This window comes from Cerasicoccus frondis (assembly GCA_031296915.1).
GTDB lineage: Bacteria > Verrucomicrobiota > Verrucomicrobiia > Opitutales > Cerasicoccaceae > Cerasicoccus > Cerasicoccus frondis.
On the sequence record JAVDPC010000019.1, the window covers coordinates 129,312 to 145,350 of the forward strand.

Consider the following 16,039-nt stretch of genomic DNA (forward strand, 5'->3'; position numbering starts at 1 on the left):
AAAAAATAAAAATAGCCTTTTAGGGATTAAACTGATATTCTAAAACCTAATTATTTGACATAAGCCCTTGCCATTCTGCAACATCGTCCAATATCCAGAGCATGGCCTCCCCGGAACGACAACTCACCGTGCGCGCCATCGCAACCGGCTTTTTGCTGGGCGCGTTGCTGGCCCCGTGCAACATCTACACTGGCCTGAAGATTGGCTTTTCATTCAATATGTCGATCGCCGCGGCGCTCGTCAGCTACGCCTTCTGGAACAGTCTCGCGCACTTCGGCAAAGGCCCACGCTGGGGACTCCTGGAGAACAACATTAACCAGACGGCCGCCTCCGCCGCCGCATCGATACTCTCCGCCGGCCTCGTGGCGCCGATCCCCGCACTTCAATTGATCACTGGTGAGCCTTTTCACTACCCCATGCTGGTTACCTGGGTGTTTGTCGTCAGCTTTGCGGGCATAATTTGCGCATTGGCTGTCCGCCGCCAAATGCTTGACCGAGACAACCTGCCTTTCCCTAACGGCGTCGCCACTGCCGAGACGATCACCGAGATTTACGCACACGGCAAAGAGGCCGCGTTCCGCATTAAACTGCTGCTCAGCGCCGGGTTGTTGGCTGGCGGCGTGAAACTCTACCAATCGTTCGCGCCGCAAAACTGGACGATCCCATCGCGGGGACTGCCTGAGAGCTGGGGCTTCAAGCCGGGCGAAAACGTCATCCAGAAAGGTTTGGATTTCGTCAGCTACCGCTCGCTAGGCGTAGAGCTTCAGCCCTCGCTGCTACTCTACGGTTTTGGCGCCATTGTCGGCCCGCGGGTCGGCGTTTCCCTGCTGCTCGGCACACTGATCGGCTGGATGATGCTGCCGGAAAAACTCCTCGCCGAAGGCTGGATCGAACCCGCGCTCGACGGCGCCTGGTATGGCAAGATTTACGAATGGACCATCTGGCCTGGCGTCACGCTCATGGCTGCCGCAGCGCTGATGTCATTCTTCATTTCTCTGGCGCGTATCTTCTGGCAAAAGCAGCAGGCTAAATCCGCCGCTGAAGCCGCCGCAGTTGACGACAATGCGGACTACGAACCCGGCGGCGAACGCCACTTTCCGCGCAGTTGGTTCATCGCGGGCTGCGCCATTGCCCTCTTGCTGAGCGTCATTGCGCAAAAGGCGTTTTTCGATATCCCGATCTGGCTCGGCGTCATCGCCTTTGCGCTGTCGTTTATTTTGGCGATCATCGCGGGCCGCGTCTCCGGCGAGACGGGCATTCCACCAATTGGCGCACTGGGCAAAATCACGCAGGTCACCTTCGGCTTCCTCGCCCCCGCCAACATGACGACGAATCTCATGGCCGCCAATGTGACTGGTGGCGCTGCGGGCCAATGCTCCGACATGCTGCACGATTTAAAGACTGGCAAGCTCATCGGCGCAAACATGAAGGCGCAGGCTATCGCACAGGTATTTGGCATTATTTCAGGCTCCATCGCTGGCTGCGCCGCCTACAAAATACTGATCCCCGATCCACAAACTCAACTGCTCACCGAGCAATGGCCGGCGCCCGCAGTCGCCGCATGGAAAACCATAGCCGAGGTTCTCGCCGAAGGCTTTCACGCCGTGCCCGAGGGCGCCCGTGAGGCGATGATGATTGCGCTCATCATTGGCATTGCCCTGGCCGTCGCCGAAGCCATGGTGCCGGAAAAGCACAAGAAATTCGTCCCCAGCGCCTCGGCTCTCGGCTTCGCGTTGATCATCCCGCCGTTCATCAACTTGGCCATGTTCATTGGCTCAATGATCGGCGAGCTAGCCAAGCTGATCAACAAGCACTGGGCGGCAAAATACGTCATTGTCATCGCCGCTGGCCTCGTTGCCGGTGAATCGCTGGCTGGCGTGCTCGAAGCCATCCCAGAGTTCATCGGGCATTTTCTCAAAAAATAGGTAGGCATTACCCGCTTCCCGACTGCCTGATAAAATGATACGAATACAGTATGCATTCTCAGAAGTATTTAAGGGCCGTCACGAACCTCATCTTGCTGCTCGCGGCTGGCTTCGCTCATGCCACTCCCCTACTCTCATTTAAAACGATCTCCTACGTCCACGCTCCGGAGGACACGCTCACGATCAAGTCCGTTCGCTTAGTCCAAGGCGAGGAATTGGCCATCGATAGCGTCATCGAAGTCACCGGAGACTATACGTTGGCGTCCGTAGAAAACGCACGGTTGGGCCTGTCCATTTCGTCCCGCGAAAAAGGTGGTAAGCACGTGTGGCAGGACTGGGAAATCATAGCGATCAAGGCTGGCAAAGGAACGTTTACTCTCCGTCGAGAAATCGACCGCCACGGCGAAATCCATGTGTCCATCTACCCGGAAACCCCGCCTGGCATAGCCAGCGCCTCCACCACCCGGCTCGTCTTCTTAACCAGCGCCTCGCTGGACCGTAAAAAGCACGCTGAGCGCCAATGCGGCGCCGCTACTTGTCCGGATTAGGGTTGAGGCCCGCGTTCAGGCGCACGGAGTAAATCGTCTGCTCTGGCGACTCGCCCAGGAAATGCCAGGGAAATTGCGTGACCGCAGTCCCAAGCTTTTCCATGACAAAGGCCACGTCTTCCGACTGTCCCATCATTTGGAGGCAGAAGCCAAACGAGTTGTAGAAGCGCGCATGCTGCCACGGCTCAACATTATCCGTGAACGGCTGAGACTTTTGATAAGCCTCGGCCAGCGATTGAAAGACCTCCGGTCGTTTGAAGTATTGGGCAGCTGCTTCTTTCTTTTCCTCGAGTAAGAGCTGGCCCCATTCTTCGATGTGGGCATTGGCGATAAGAGTCGTCAGGAAGCTGCCGCGCTCGGGCCCAGAGGCCTTGTCCCGCGCGAACGCAAACATCGACTCACGAGTACCGCCCCACTTCGGCGCCAGAAAAGTCATCACCTGATTGATCCCCGGGTAAAAGCCAGCCGAGGCCCGCTCCATCTTTGCGCACAGAATGAGCAGCGTCTCCTCATCCATACGCCGCCCACCAAAACCCAGAATCAAATTAAAAAATACAATCGGATTGCCTGGATAGACTTGCGCCGCCTTCAGATTGACCTCCTCAGCTCGAGCCAGAATACGGCCAAAGCTTTCAAACTGTTCATTCGATGTTATCGAGGAGACAGCAGTCCCGCGGTGCTGATAGGCCCGGCGCACAAGCTCGTGCCCCTCGATGAAAGGAATCAATGGGCTCTCCACGCGCTCCTTTTTATAGAGTCCGAAGAAGTGATCGAAACCAGTGTGCTCTATGAGCATTTCCAGCGAATGATACTGACGAATGAACGACAGATTCATCAACTTTTCTTCGAACTGATCCCAACTGCGAGAGATGAAAAAATGCAGTGTCTGCGGTGCATCGGGATCCGCAATAAACTTGCGGCACGTGAAATTAGGCTCCGGCGAGCCCAATGCCTTTGTAAACATCGAAAGGAATTTAAACATAGTAGCAAAGTGTGTTTAGCAGGTAATCTGAATAAAATGCAACCATGAGAAATCGTCAATAGAACACAACCGAACCTTCATATTTTGAGATAAAGATCATGAAACAATCGCTATGACAGTACTAACCAAGGAATAAGTTACAAATTCGACCAATGCCTCTCTCTCGAAAAAAGAAAGATCAGTCCAAGCCATTTGTCCGATGGGCAACTTTATGGATGCAACGGGACGTTTGCTAGTGGGCGGAGGGCGCTGGCGCGCTGCGGTCAGGATTTTTCCGCATAAACACCACTAGTGGGAGCGCCACGACCAAGGCCAAACCGAAGATGGTGAAGATGCGGTCAAATGCGATGCTCGTTGCCTGCTGATGTGAGTAGTTCTGCAGAAGCTGGATGGAAATAAAATGCGCAGTCGGATCGGTGATGCCCTCCAAGTGAAGCTCCCCCATGACCTGTTGTCCAGTGTAAGTCAGTTCGGGCGACCCAGAGCTTGAGGCGTCGACAATCTTCGCTTCGAACTCACCCTGCATTGAGCCTAACACCGCTGCGGCCACAGCCACGCCAACACTGGCGCCAAACTGGCGCGTAAGGTTGAGCAGGCCCGTCGCAGCCGCATGCTTATCCGGCGTTAAATCGGCCACAGCTAAAGCGTTGAGCGGCACAAAAATCATCCCAAGCCCGATCCCCCGCAGGAGCAGCGGCCAGGTAAAAGCAGTCTTTGGCGTCAACGCGTCGAAGTAACTGTAGCGCCACATCGCATAGAGGAAAATCGCCACACCGATGAAGATGAGCGCATAGGGATTACAACGGTGGGAAATCTTGCCGACAACGAACATCACCAAGCTCGTCCCCACCGCCACCGGCAGCATGATCAGCCCCGTTTCCAGCGCGGTATACCCCATCAGATCCAAAAGCAAAAGCGGCGTTACAAACACAATTGCCAACGTGCATAAAGCCTGGACGAAAGTGAAAATGCAGCAGGCCGTGAACTGCAGATTGCCCACAATGCGTAAGTCAACCACCGGGCTGCCGAACGTCAGCTCACGCCAGATGAACAGCCCCAAACAAAACAAGGTGAGCCCACCTAGTTCCAAGCCGGCAACCGATGAAAACCAACCAATTCGATTGCCGTCCTCCAGCAGCATTTGGCAGGCGCCAATGCCAATCGCCAACAGCACGAGGCCAAGGAAATCGACCTGCTTGACCTTCTCGCGATATTTGGAGTCGGGCACCAGCATGACCACCATGACCAACGCCAAAATGCAAATGGGAATATTGATGTAAAAGATCCAAGGCCAGGAAAGCCGCTCAGTCAAATAGCCGCCCAACACCGGACCCATTGCCGGACCAACCATAATGCCCATGCCCCACACCGCCATCGCGCGTGAGTGCTCTTTGGGCGGGAAAACTTCATACAAAATCGCCTGAGACGTCGCAACCAAGGCCCCTCCCCCTATGCCTTGAACGATGCGCCAGAAAACCAGCGATTCCAGCGTTCCCGCATGGCCACACATAAAGCTGGCCACTGTAAAGAGCACCAATGAACCCGTAAAATAGCGTTTACGACCAAAAAGCGCCGCAAGCCAACCGGTCAGCGGAATGATGATAACATTCGATAAAATATACCCAGTGGACACCCAGGCAATTGCGTCCAATGACACGCCCAGGCTCCCCATCATCTGTGGCACCGACACGTTGACAACCGAGGTATCCAACCCCTCGACCAACGAAGCCAGAGTCACCGCCAACGCAATCCAGTAACGTCGGGGATCGGCAGCCTGCTCCTCACCCACCATGCGCAGTTTGGGCTGATTCGGCTTTGGCGTCGGTAGTATTCGTCGACGTTTTATCGGTCGAGGAATCGTCCTTAGCCTCATCGTCTGTTGACGAATCGGGGGTCGGGACCGCTCCTGCCACTGAGTTCGCGTCTTGCTTTGGACTCTGAGGCGCAGCGGTTACGCCGTCCGTGTTATCCTCGCTCTTTGCTTTGGATGGATCTGTCATCGGGGACCACTTGCGCTTGGGGTCGATGGAGATATTTACTTCCGCGCTCATGCCTGGCACAAGTTTCGCGACGTCCTGACTCGGCTCGGTAAAGCGAATGACAACCGGTATCAGCGCCTCAACCTTGATGAAGTTGCCACTGGCGTAATTGCGAGGAATAATGCTGAACTGATTCCCGGCGGCAGGCGCCATGCTGTCCACCACCCCCTTGAAATCCGTGCCAGGAAAAGCATCAATGGTGATGTCGACCAAATCACCAATAAAGATACGTTCAAATTGAGTTTCCTTAATGTTAGCAACGAGCCACTTATCATCATAGGAGACAACTGTCATCAGGTACTGGCTTTGCTCAACGGTTGTGCCAGGGTTCACTTTTAGCTGTGCAACGTTGCCGCTGATGGGAGCCTTGATCTCCGTGGAGTCCAAATTCACCTGTGCTTGCGCCAACTCTGCCTTCGCCTCTTCGATGTTGTAGTCCAAGAGCTGCGCATTCGCCATTGCTTCCTGCACCTGCTGTTGAGCGGCGTAGGCTTCCTTTTGCAAGGTGAGCAATTTGGCGTTGGCTTGATTGGAAGTCGCCGTCGCCATATCCAGTTGCGCTTGAACAAACGAGGCGCTGGTTTGACTGCTTTTGACGCGGGTCAACTTGTCATTGGCCTGATCTGCACTGGATTGAGCTTCCGCGAGCTCAGCTTGAATGACTTCGAGATTTGCCTTGGCGGTCGCTAGCTTTGCCTGCGCCAAGCCGCCACCTGGGCCTGCATTGGTGTCACTTCCCTTTTGCGCGACCAATGCGTTTAAGCGCGCCTGCGCTCGCTCGACCTCAAGCTTATAATAGCGGTTTTCCAGCTCGGCCAAGAGCTCGCCCTCCTTAACCGGCTGATTTTCCTGCACCGTAACTTGCGTCAACCATCCACGTTCCGGAGACAGGATTTTAATCATCTGCCCCTGGACCTGGGCATTATCCGTGACAATGTGCAGTTGGTCAAACTGGTAGCGCTGATAGGAATAGACGCCAGCGCCAATCAAGCCCAGAACAGCCACTGGCCAGATCAACCAGTTAAACTTTGAGCGAGTAGGTGTAGCCGCGGTTTCTTGCTTCGAATTTTCCGCCATGCATAACTGATGCGGAAAAAGTGTACTACGGGCAAGTATTCAATTGCCCAATCCGCCATCTAACCCATACGTCCCCAGAATACCCGGGTGTCGTATTCCAAAGTAACGCGATTGGCGAGCTGGTGCTTGAGGAATATCTGCTCCAGACGGCGCAACATTGGCAGACAGTCGGGATCCCCCGGCGCTGGCACAAAAGAGCAGGACAACAATCTCCCGCGCAGTTGTTCCCAATTGCACTCCTGACGATTAGGGAAAATACGGGACTCAACTGGATTGTCGCCCAGGAATTCCGAAAAGTCCTGTCGTGATGGCCCACGGTGGTCGACCGAATGGTAATCTGTGCCAAACTCTTCCAAAAGGCACTCAAAGGCCCGCTGGAAAGCAGAGCCTTCCATCCGACGATGGTTCCAGATAATGTAAACCCAGCCACCTGGCTTCAGAATGCGACGAAACTCCCGACGCGTCGCCGCTTGGTCAAACCAATGAAACGCCTGCGCCACACTAACCGCCTCAAGGGTGCGGTCCGGCAAACCAGTCTCTTCCGCGCGTCCGTCCCAACTTTGAAACAAGGGATAGCACCGCAGTTGACGCGCGCACGTTTCGCGCATTTCGCGGTTGGGCTCAACGCCGATTACGCGAAAACCCTGGCGCAGCAGCAAACGTGAAAAGATGCCTGTCCCTGCTCCGATATCGGCAATGGGCGCTCCAGGCTGCAATCCACACTCATCACGTAGAATTGCCGCAGCGGCGCTTGGATATCCGGGACGGTATTTCGCATAATCATCTACGCGCTGACTGAAACGCTGGGTTGGCTCACTCATGGGAAATATGCTTTAGGCTATCATGCTTTGTAACGGGCGCAAGCCAATCGTCATCAATGGGAATAAAAATTTCTAATTCTCCTGATCGCGGGAAGAAAGTCCCATCTACAAGAGCCGTAAGGCACGCTTTTCATTCCAATTATTCGTCATAATTAAACCCCGGAAAACAAAGTTTGGTTCCATAAATTAAATCCTTGCAAACGTTTGATTAAACTGAACAGTGTTCATTTATGCCAAACACTGTTCAGTCTGTTGAGCGCGCGCTCACCTTGTTGGAAATAGTTGTAGACCGCCTAAACGGCATTGGTGTGCGAGAGTTGGCGCGTGAAACAAAGCTCAAGGCGCCGACCGCACAACAGTTGCTAAAAACACTACAAGGTCGTAGCTACTTGCATTTCGATCTGGATACCCGTCGCTATCATCCAGGACAGGCCCTGGCGAAACTCTGTCAGCAAATCGATCCACTCGCCACGTTGCGGCAATCCATACGTGGAGCACTTAAAGAATTCCACGATCAGTTAGGAGAGACCCTGATCGCCCAGACGATGAGCAACGGCGAAGCGCGTATCCTGCTCGAATTTACCGGAAGCCATCCGTTGACCGTGCGTCACGGCGAAGTCGTCATTGAAAATCCCCACTTGTGGGCTTCAGGCAGTGTCGTGCTCGCCTGGCAGAGTCCGGAATATCTAGAGCACTACGCAAACACCCGGAAATGGAGCAGAACTGAGTTGGCGGACTACCAACGGGTTCTAAGCAAAATCCGCGCTGACGGCCTGGCAGAAATGGTCAACCTCGCAGACAGCGGAGTCGCAGCACTGGGAGCGCCCGTCCTTGATCGCAAGGGGGCATTCGTCTGCGCACTGGGGTGCAGCGTGCCAATGAATCGTTGGGACGATGAGCGCCGCGCCTACATGGTGAAAGGCCTCTCCTCTGTCGCGCAGAAGATCAGCAAACAGTTTTAATCTGAAATCATCTATGAGCATCCCCCGCATAAAACCCCTCACCGCCAAAGTCGGCGTTATCGGCGTAGGCCACCACACATACTGGGCTCAGTTTGACGGCCTGCTGGACGAAATGCGCCGCAAGCAGGATGTCCTGGTCAACCGCCTTAAAGCCAATGAAGTCGAAGTCGAGGACTTCGGCCTCGTCGATAATGCGAAGAGCTCGTATTCAGCTCTTCCTCGAATCAAAGCCGCCGACCTCGACGTGCTTTTCGTCGACATGGTGACTTACGCCACGTCCTCTACCTTTGGGTGCATCGTGCGCGAAATCGATTGCCCGATTGTCTTGGTCGCGATGCAACCCATGTCTGCGATGGACTATCCCAATGGCACTACCTACATGCAGTTGTGCAACGACGATTACTGCTCGGTCCCAGAGTTTACTGGCGTCGCAATTCGCTTTGGAAAACCCGCTCCCCACATCATCCTTGGTCACGAAAATGACGACCCAGTTGTCGACGAAGAGTTAGCGCGTTGGTGCGGCATTGCCAAGGCTCGACACGATCTCCGCAAAGGACGAGTTGGCCTCATGGGCCACGTCCTTGAGTCGATGCTCGACATGCACGCCGACCCGGCAGCGATCACCACCGCATTTGGCTGCCATGTGCCGCTCATCGAGCCGCACGATCTCTATCGACATTACCAATCCGCAGATGCTGTTAAAATTGAAGAGAAGAAAAAAATCATCCTGGGCTTCTTTGACACGCCAGATCCCATCAGCGATCCGCTGACCGAAAAGCTCACCGAAGCGGACCTCCACGAAGCCGCCAAATGCGCCGTTGCGCTCGATGGCCTCATTGAGGAATACGAACTCACCGGCCTCGCGTATTACTACGAAGGCGAGCCCGGTTCCGACTTACGTAAGATGGTCACCAACCTCATTGTTGGCAATTCACTGCTTCAGGGCGCAGGCTTCCCGATGTGCGGCGAGTTCGACATCAAAAACTGTATCGCGATGCTTATTTTTGACCGGCTTGACATCGGCGGAAGTTTTGCGGAATTCCATCCGGTCGATTTCGAGCAAGACACCGTCCTGGTAGGACATGACGGGCCGCACCACATCAACATCGCCGAAGGCAAACCCGTCCTACGCAGCCTAAAGAAATATCATGGCAAACCAGGCAGTGGCGCGGGTGTTGAATTTCAGATTAAAGAAGGTCCCATCACGATGATGAGCATCGGACAGACTGCGCAAGGCAAGTTCAAGTTTGTCATTGCCGAAGGAGAATCCGAACGGCGTCCCATCCCCCCAACTGGCAACACCAACACCCATGGGCGCTTCGGCAAGGATGTGCGGAAGTTCTTGATCGACTGGGTTCGCGAAGGGCCAACGCACCACTTCGCGCTTGGCATCGGCCACCATGCCGACACCTTGGTGACGCTGGCCGAAACGCTGGGCATCGAAGCGGTGGTCGTCCGCAAAGCCTGATCGATTGAACTTTGCGATACAAAGCTTCCGATGCCCCACCAACTATTCCCCTACCCCGATGGCTACCCCTGGCGCGATGTGCAGTTGGAAATGTCGCTCAAGCCATTCGTCGACAACAGTCCGGAAACGCGAGAGGCCGTCATCCGCGAAGTCTTTACTCAATGGAACGCACTGACCCGCCACGCTGAAAGCATTTCGGTAATGCTCTGGATCGCGGAAGGTTCGGAAATACTGGAGTATGACGGCAATCCTCAGACTGAGTTTGAATGGGCCAAATATCACGGAGCCCCGAATCGACATCGCGGCTTTGAACTCGTGGAAGCCGAAGACGCCGACAAAGACCCTGATCATGCGGGGATCGGCGGCAATGTCTTTGCTGGCGATCCGGAGCGCATTGGCATCCATGCCCGCGCCTACCTATACCGGCAAAACCCAGCGGTATTTAACTTCGCCTGGCTGCGCGAGCTAGTCGCCGACATTAAACGCATTGGTGCAGCCATGACTGGTAAAAAAATACTGGTGGGCGAAACGTTTGACATCGGCCCCGAGTTTGCAAAGTCGCGCTTCAAGTTTGAATGGCATCGTGAAATCCTGGGCGACGGTCCTGTCTTCAAAGATGAGTTCGTCTCTTGTGAAGCGATTCTCGATGGAGACCAACGCGCCTATGCAGCCTACCCGAACGGCATCCCCGACCGAACTCGATTCGGCACATTCCTCGGTAAACAGGCCAATCGATTCTTCGTCGACATAGGCTTCGATTTTTTGTGGTTGTCCAATGGGTTTGGCTTCTCACTGGAGCCCTGGGCTCTGGTGGGCGAAGTCTTTGATGGAGCTCAATACCATACAGATCGTTACGACGGAATACAGCAGCGGGTATTGCAATTTTGGAAAGACCTGCGCGCGGAATTTCCACGACAATTCCATATCCGCACCCGCGGCACCAATCTCGCAACAGGCATTGATCTGGGCTCGGACGCCTCGCCTCTCAAACAGATTTATGAAGGCAGTTTCGGTCTCGACGCTCCTGTAAACTCTCCCTGGGCCGCACTGGATGGCGACTTCGGTTTGGAGCTTTCCGGCTGGATGAGCCATATCGTGCGACATCCCGGAGATACATTTCGATTTCGCTTCTACATTCACGATCCCTGGTGGCTGAATAGCCCGTGGCTCGACCGCTATTCGCGCCAACCTCACGACATCTATTTACCAACATCCGTCAGTCGCCTAACCGCTGAGGGCAAGGTTGAAATACCGCGTGACCTCGCCCTATTAACCGTCGATGACTCCTACGGCCAGATGCCGCTTTCCGTGCCCAATGAAGTGATTGCGCACATTCTAAAAGCACGTGAAAAGGCGCCCGACGCTCCTGCCCCTTTCCTCTGGGTTTATCCCTTCGATGAGTTTCACGAAACGGCCAGAAGCCGACCCGACATTACGCTACACGCCGACGCGTATATCGGCGCGGCAATCAATGAAGGCTTGCCCCTCAACACGGTTGTTGACGCTCAGCATCTCAAGGCCGCGATTGCTGCCAGCGGCCAGCAAGATGCAGTATTGGTTACGCCAGCACCAGCTCCCGGCTCACGCCTGGAAAGCGATCTAGTCGAACTACTAAGTGATGACTTCGACCTCATGCTCTATGGACCGATACTACCAGGTTCAGTATTTCTGGACCTACTTGGCCTTAAACTCACGGAACCTCTTGATGGTGACTTTGTATTGCAAAGTTCGAAGTTGGAAACCGCTGATAGCGGCAACATCATTCGCCACACCAGTTTTCTATCTGGAGGCGCCTGGACGGAAACTTTGCATCGCAAAGCAACGCATGCGATCTCCGCTGAGGCTGTCCAAGGCAAAGAACGGCGCACGGCAATGATCGTTACGGAAACATCCGGCGGACGCCTAGCCTGGACACGCGCCCCGCTGAGCACCGCTGAGTATAATCCCGACAAACCACAACCGATCAAAGGCCCCATTCTAAAACCGATGGATCGGACTAAATATTATCCCGCAGGTAGATTACTACGTAATTGCCTGGGCGCTTTCGGGTGGCTCATTGACAGTGACGAAACCCTCAACGAATCACGCCCACCCTACCTAACTGTTCATCGTTGGAAAAATGCGTATGTCCTTTCGGGGCACAGCCGAGACGAGAATGCAGTGCTCTCTGTGCGTCTCCCTCTAGGTGCGCCCCTACGGATGAACCAGACCACCATTATTTCGGACGGCGCCGCAGAGATAACGGGAGAAATCGCCTGGACCAGTGAAGTACGTTTCTTTGCAAAAACCGAAAGGGGCGTGATCAAGTGCCTGGAGGCCCCCCAACTCATGCACGGCGTCCACCGTCGAGTGGTCATCTCAGGATGCGAAGACACGGAGCTTAAGTTTCTAGTCGAACCTGGTCACATCAATAAGATCCGCATTTTGCTTAACCCAACCTTTCCATACTTCGTTGGAGAGTTTGTGGAGCCAGTGATTGAAGAAACGCCCTTCGGCCCCTGCATTACCGTTCATCCTGTAACCGACTCCATCTTGTTTGAATGGTAATTAAACCGCATCGCTTTAGCTAACGTGATATTTTCGTTTGACAAGTGGCTAGGCCACTAGCCAATTTACCAAACATGATCGAAACGCGTAACATCTACGTCCAACTCATTGAATTGTGCCAACAGCAGCTGGCGGAGGGCAAATGGGACATTGGAGCGCGCTTTCCATCGGAACGGGAACTGGCGGCAGAATATGGCGTCAGCCGTGCAACTGTGAATAAAGTGCTCTCCAAGCTGGTCAGCGAGGGTTGGCTGGAAATTCGACGTGGCGCAGGTTGTTTCGTCGCCGAACGCCCGACCCTGTTTTCCGAGCTGCGCCAGTTGGACAGCTTTACCGACTTTGCGCGAGCCAATGGCTTAACGCCTGAGACCAAGGTCACCGCATTCAATGCGAACAGCGATGTCGATGCGTTAATTCGTGACAAACTGTTGCTCGCCAATAAAGACCGCGTCATCTGCGTAGAGCGGCAGCGATTGTTGAATGGTCATCTTGTCATTCATGAAAAACGCTGGCTGCCAGGCAAACGCTACCCGCGCTTGAAATCCAAAGACTTGGAAGGATCATTCTACGCCGTTTGCCGAGAGCGTTACGGTCTCCACGCCACGAGGGAAGACGCCACGCTCAGCGCGGAATTACCGCCCAAAGAAACCAAGATGTCATCGCCAACGCTATGCTTGAATGGCGCTGCCTTTGACTCAGACAACGCCCCAATCTGGTTGCAATTGCTTCACTATAATGGGGGATGCTTCGAAGTGCGCCACTCCGCAGAGGACCTAGCCTCATTTCCTCGACTCAGCCTCCGCCTGCGCGAAACGTTCCTTCAACAAATTTCCTGATAAAGAAAAACGCATACCCATTCCCCCATGACTCAACCCTCGATTAACGAACTGGCCAAAATGATTGACCACTCCCTGCTGCATCCAACCATGACGGATGCAGACATCCAAGCGGGCTGCGAATTAGCACGCGACTACAACGTCGCCACCGCCTGCGTTAAGCCTTACTCAATCCGGCAGGCGCTCGATATTTTCGCCGGAACCGATGTCATGGTCTGCGCGGTGATTGGATTTCCCCACGGAAATAGCACCACTGGCATCAAAGTCATCGAAGCGGAATCCGCCGCGCTGGCTGGCGCTAAGGAAATCGATATGGTCGTCAACAATGGCAAAGTGAAAGGTGGCGATTGGGCTTACGTTCAGCGTGAGATCGACCTCATCAATCAAGCTGTCGTCGGAGCAGGATCGATCCTGAAGGTCATTTTCGAAAACGACTTTTTGACCGAAGAAGAAATCATTCGCTTGTGCCACCTTTGCGCGGAAGTCGATGTCGCATTTGTTAAAACGTCTTCCGGCTACGGTTTTGTAAAAAGCGACGATGGCAAATACAGCTACCAGGGCGCAACCCTGGAACACCTGAAGCTCATGCGTAAGCATACCCCGGAACACATCCAAATAAAGGCAGCTGGCGGAGTCCGCACTCTGGACGACTTACTGGCCGTGCGCGAAATCGGCGTCACCCGCATTGGGGCCACTGCGACAAAGGCGATGCTGGACGAGGCTTTCGAGCGAGGATTCTCTGGCGCCCTGCCAATTTTTCAGGCCGTTCCCTGACTTTGCCACGAAAATGTAACAGAAAGCGGCGCATTGCCGCTTTTTTTATTCAAGAAAGCTGGCAAACTTCGAGTCAAAGAGTTGACGCAAGGTTGGCACACTACTTTGCTGAAGCCGACTCATACGAAACAGATTGCCATTTTCATGCCCCTCCAATCCATTAATCCAGCTACCGGCGAATTAGTCCGCGAATTTCCGGCAATGGACATTGCAGAAATACTGCGCATTCTGGATGCGGTTAAGGCAGATGCAGAAAAGTGGCGAGAAAGCACGTTCGAAGACCGCGCCCAATGTCTCTTTAAAGCAGCCGAAATGCTGCGCGCAAACAAAGAAGCCTACGGCAAGACCATGTCCCTGGAAATGGGCAAGCCGATCCGAGAGGCCATTGCCGAAGCGGAAAAATGCGCCACGGTTTGCGAATTCTATGCTGAAAATGGCGCCGCTTTCCTGCAAGACGAACCCCTTGAGAGCGCCGGAGCGAAAGCCTTTGCAACCTTTCAACCCTTGGGATGCGTCTTCGCCATCATGCCGTGGAACTTTCCATTCTGGCAGGTATTCCGCGCTGCGGCGCCCGCATTGATGGCTGGTAATGCGGTCGTCATGAAGCATGCCTCCAATGTCCCCCAGTGCGCACTCACGATTGAAGCCATTTTCCAGCAAGCAGGTTTTCCCCTGAACGTGTTCCGCAGCTTAATGATCGGCACTGATGGCGCGGCCGTAGCGATCGCCCATCCAGTTGTCAGCGCGGTGACCCTGACCGGTTCGACTGCCGCTGGTGAGAAAGTGGCGGCCATGGCGGGCTCCCAAATCAAAAAGTGCGTGCTCGAGCTGGGTGGATCGGATGCCTACATTGTCCTTGAGGACGCAGACTTGGACCTTGCGGCCGAAAAAATAGTCGCCGGACGCATGCTCAACGGCGGGCAAAGCTGCATTTCGGTTAAGCGAGTCATCGTGCTCCCCGAAATTCGCGAAGCATTTGAACAAAAGGTGGTTGCAGCACTGAAGGATTTGTCGATGGGCGATCCGATGGACCCGAAAACCCAACTCGGCCCCATGTCGCGCGTTGACCTGCGTGATGAATTACATGAACAAGTGCGCCAAAGCGTCAAAGCTGGGGCCAAGTTGCTCCTTGGCGGCGAAATTCCCGAGCAAGCTGGGGCGTGGTATCCGGCAACGGTCCTCTCGGGGGCTCAACCCGGATCGCCTGCCTATGATGAAGAAATGTTTGGCCCAGTCTTATCCATCATTGAAGCATCGGACGAGGCCGACGCGATCCGCATTGCCAATAGCAGCGAATATGGCCTGGGCGGCGGAATCTTCACGCAGGACCATGAACGCGGCTTGAAAATTGCTCGGGAGAAACTCGAAACAGGCTGCGTATTTATCAATGATTTCGTAAAATCAGATCCGCGCTTGCCCTTCGGCGGCGTGAAACGATCCGGTTATGGACGCGAGTTGTCCCACTATGGCATTAAAGAGTTTGTCAACATCAAGACCGTCCTTTTGGCTTGAGGACTTGTTATTTCAACAGATACTTCTTCCCCTAGATAATTTACGACCCAAGAAGCGCGATGAGTAATTTTTTCCCACACGAAACAGCAAAGGTATACCAGCTCGGCATTGACTGGGTAGTCATGGTAGAAAATTTCATCGAGGGGGACACACGCCGCAAAGGCCTGGCAGAGCAGTTGGACAGCATTTCCAACACGATCCCCATTCACATCGTGGCCGCACTGGGAAAAAATTCCGCCAGCGAACGAGTCAAGGCTTTCGACGCCGCCAAAAGCCAAGTCCTGGCCTGCTCAGCGGTGCTGGACATGATGGTCGCACGCAATGTGATGGAGTCAGGCGACGCGATTCGTGGCAAACGTCATCTGTCCGAGATGGCGCGCATCCTGAACGGTATGATTCAGTCTGCAAACACCAACGAACTGATCCGCAACCGCCTTCAAGTTTCGTAGCTAGAGCAACTGCATCTTTTCTCTAGTGTGGTGTCAGCGAAGTTTATCTCAAAATAAGCTGTACTTTTTCGGAGAGCCCATTCATGCTCTTTTGCATGG

13 protein-coding genes are annotated in these 16,039 nt (G+C 54.2%); 9 read left to right on the forward strand and 4 right to left on the reverse strand.

The genetic code is table 11. The features are described 5' to 3' along the window. The first annotated feature begins 101 nt into the window (after window positions 1-101). Together RBB63_RS15345 and RBB63_RS15350 are read left to right on the forward strand one after the other, a co-directional pair. Window positions 102-1,925, forward strand: a complete 1,824-nt coding sequence (locus tag RBB63_RS15345; RefSeq protein WP_309385848.1) for an OPT family oligopeptide transporter — start codon at window positions 102-104, stop codon at window positions 1,923-1,925. A 50-nt stretch (window positions 1,926-1,975) separates the two neighbouring features. Next, on the forward strand, window positions 1,976-2,473 hold the full coding sequence (locus tag RBB63_RS15350; protein WP_309385849.1) for a hypothetical protein: 498 nt from the start codon (window positions 1,976-1,978) through the stop codon (window positions 2,471-2,473). On the opposite strand, the gene RBB63_RS15355 is transcribed toward RBB63_RS15350, so the two are convergent. From RBB63_RS15355 to RBB63_RS15370, 4 genes are all read right to left on the reverse strand, one after another. Beyond that, complete coding sequence (locus RBB63_RS15355) at window positions 2,457-3,455, reverse strand: hypothetical protein (RefSeq protein ID WP_309385850.1); 999 nt, start codon at window positions 3,453-3,455, stop codon at window positions 2,457-2,459. The genes RBB63_RS15350 and RBB63_RS15355 overlap by 17 nt on opposite strands. 232 nt (window positions 3,456-3,687) lie before the next feature. Then, a complete protein-coding gene (locus tag RBB63_RS15360) occupies window positions 3,688-5,328 on the reverse strand; it encodes a DHA2 family efflux MFS transporter permease subunit (RefSeq protein WP_309385851.1) in 1,641 nt (546 codons plus the stop codon). Further along, the gene (locus tag RBB63_RS15365; RefSeq protein WP_309385852.1) at window positions 5,237-6,571 is read right to left on the reverse strand and encodes an HlyD family secretion protein; all 1,335 of its coding nucleotides are present in this window, start codon (window positions 6,569-6,571) and stop codon (window positions 5,237-5,239) included. The genes RBB63_RS15360 and RBB63_RS15365 overlap by 92 nt, the downstream gene beginning before the upstream one ends. A 59-nt stretch (window positions 6,572-6,630) precedes the next feature. After that, window positions 6,631-7,392 carry a class I SAM-dependent methyltransferase gene (locus RBB63_RS15370; RefSeq protein WP_309385853.1) on the reverse strand — a complete coding sequence of 254 codons (762 nt, stop codon included), beginning with the start codon at window positions 7,390-7,392 and terminating at the stop codon, window positions 6,631-6,633. 230 nt (window positions 7,393-7,622) lie between these two features. Here RBB63_RS15370 and RBB63_RS15375 point away from each other — a divergent pair, with 230 nt between their 5' ends. The 7 genes from RBB63_RS15375 to RBB63_RS15405 all read left to right on the forward strand — a co-directional run bounded on the left by RBB63_RS15375 (window position 7,623) and on the right by RBB63_RS15405 (window position 15,940). Continuing rightward, window positions 7,623-8,354: an IclR family transcriptional regulator gene (locus RBB63_RS15375; protein ID WP_309385854.1), complete on the forward strand. Its 732-nt coding sequence runs from the start codon at window positions 7,623-7,625 to the stop codon at window positions 8,352-8,354. A gap of 13 nt (window positions 8,355-8,367) precedes the next feature. Next, complete coding sequence (locus tag RBB63_RS15380) at window positions 8,368-9,822, forward strand: L-fucose/L-arabinose isomerase family protein (protein WP_309385855.1); 1,455 nt, start codon at window positions 8,368-8,370, stop codon at window positions 9,820-9,822. A 30-nt stretch (window positions 9,823-9,852) separates the two neighbouring features. After that, window positions 9,853-12,369 carry a hypothetical protein gene (locus RBB63_RS15385; RefSeq protein ID WP_309385856.1) on the forward strand — a complete coding sequence of 839 codons (2,517 nt, stop codon included), beginning with the start codon at window positions 9,853-9,855 and terminating at the stop codon, window positions 12,367-12,369. A gap of 74 nt (window positions 12,370-12,443) precedes the next feature. Further along, entirely contained in the window at window positions 12,444-13,205 is a 762-nt protein-coding gene (locus RBB63_RS15390; RefSeq protein WP_309385857.1) for a GntR family transcriptional regulator, read from the forward strand. A gap of 27 nt (window positions 13,206-13,232) precedes the next feature. Beyond that, window positions 13,233-13,979 carry a deoxyribose-phosphate aldolase gene (gene deoC, locus RBB63_RS15395; protein WP_309385858.1) on the forward strand — a complete coding sequence of 249 codons (747 nt, stop codon included), beginning with the start codon at window positions 13,233-13,235 and terminating at the stop codon, window positions 13,977-13,979. A 144-nt stretch (window positions 13,980-14,123) separates the two neighbouring features. Next, window positions 14,124-15,491, forward strand: a complete 1,368-nt coding sequence (locus tag RBB63_RS15400; RefSeq protein ID WP_309385859.1) for an NAD-dependent succinate-semialdehyde dehydrogenase — start codon at window positions 14,124-14,126, stop codon at window positions 15,489-15,491. A 59-nt stretch (window positions 15,492-15,550) separates the two neighbouring features. Then, window positions 15,551-15,940, forward strand: coding sequence for a four helix bundle protein (locus RBB63_RS15405; RefSeq protein ID WP_309385860.1), 390 nt, complete (start codon window positions 15,551-15,553; stop codon window positions 15,938-15,940). The last annotated feature ends 99 nt before the right edge of the window (window positions 15,941-16,039 follow it).

Bases quoted from the DNA above. Each gene is read 5' to 3' on its own strand.
- RBB63_RS15345 (WP_309385848.1), top strand. From the start codon at position 102: ATGGCCTCCCCGGAACGACAACTCACCGTGCGCGCCATCGCAACCGGC.
- RBB63_RS15350 (WP_309385849.1), top strand. From the start codon at position 1,976: ATGCATTCTCAGAAGTATTTAAGGGCCGTCACGAACCTCATCTTGCTG.
- RBB63_RS15355 (WP_309385850.1), bottom strand. From the start codon at position 3,455: ATGTTTAAATTCCTTTCGATGTTTACAAAGGCATTGGGCTCGCCGGAG.
- RBB63_RS15360 (WP_309385851.1), bottom strand. From the start codon at position 5,328: ATGAGGCTAAGGACGATTCCTCGACCGATAAAACGTCGACGAATACTA.
- RBB63_RS15365 (WP_309385852.1), bottom strand. From the start codon at position 6,571: ATGGCGGAAAATTCGAAGCAAGAAACCGCGGCTACACCTACTCGCTCA.
- RBB63_RS15370 (WP_309385853.1), bottom strand. From the start codon at position 7,392: ATGAGTGAGCCAACCCAGCGTTTCAGTCAGCGCGTAGATGATTATGCG.
- RBB63_RS15375 (WP_309385854.1), top strand. From the start codon at position 7,623: ATGCCAAACACTGTTCAGTCTGTTGAGCGCGCGCTCACCTTGTTGGAA.
- RBB63_RS15380 (WP_309385855.1), top strand. From the start codon at position 8,368: ATGAGCATCCCCCGCATAAAACCCCTCACCGCCAAAGTCGGCGTTATC.
- RBB63_RS15385 (WP_309385856.1), top strand. From the start codon at position 9,853: ATGCCCCACCAACTATTCCCCTACCCCGATGGCTACCCCTGGCGCGAT.
- RBB63_RS15390 (WP_309385857.1), top strand. From the start codon at position 12,444: ATGATCGAAACGCGTAACATCTACGTCCAACTCATTGAATTGTGCCAA.
- deoC (WP_309385858.1), top strand. From the start codon at position 13,233: ATGACTCAACCCTCGATTAACGAACTGGCCAAAATGATTGACCACTCC.
- RBB63_RS15400 (WP_309385859.1), top strand. From the start codon at position 14,124: ATGCCCCTCCAATCCATTAATCCAGCTACCGGCGAATTAGTCCGCGAA.
- RBB63_RS15405 (WP_309385860.1), top strand. From the start codon at position 15,551: ATGAGTAATTTTTTCCCACACGAAACAGCAAAGGTATACCAGCTCGGC.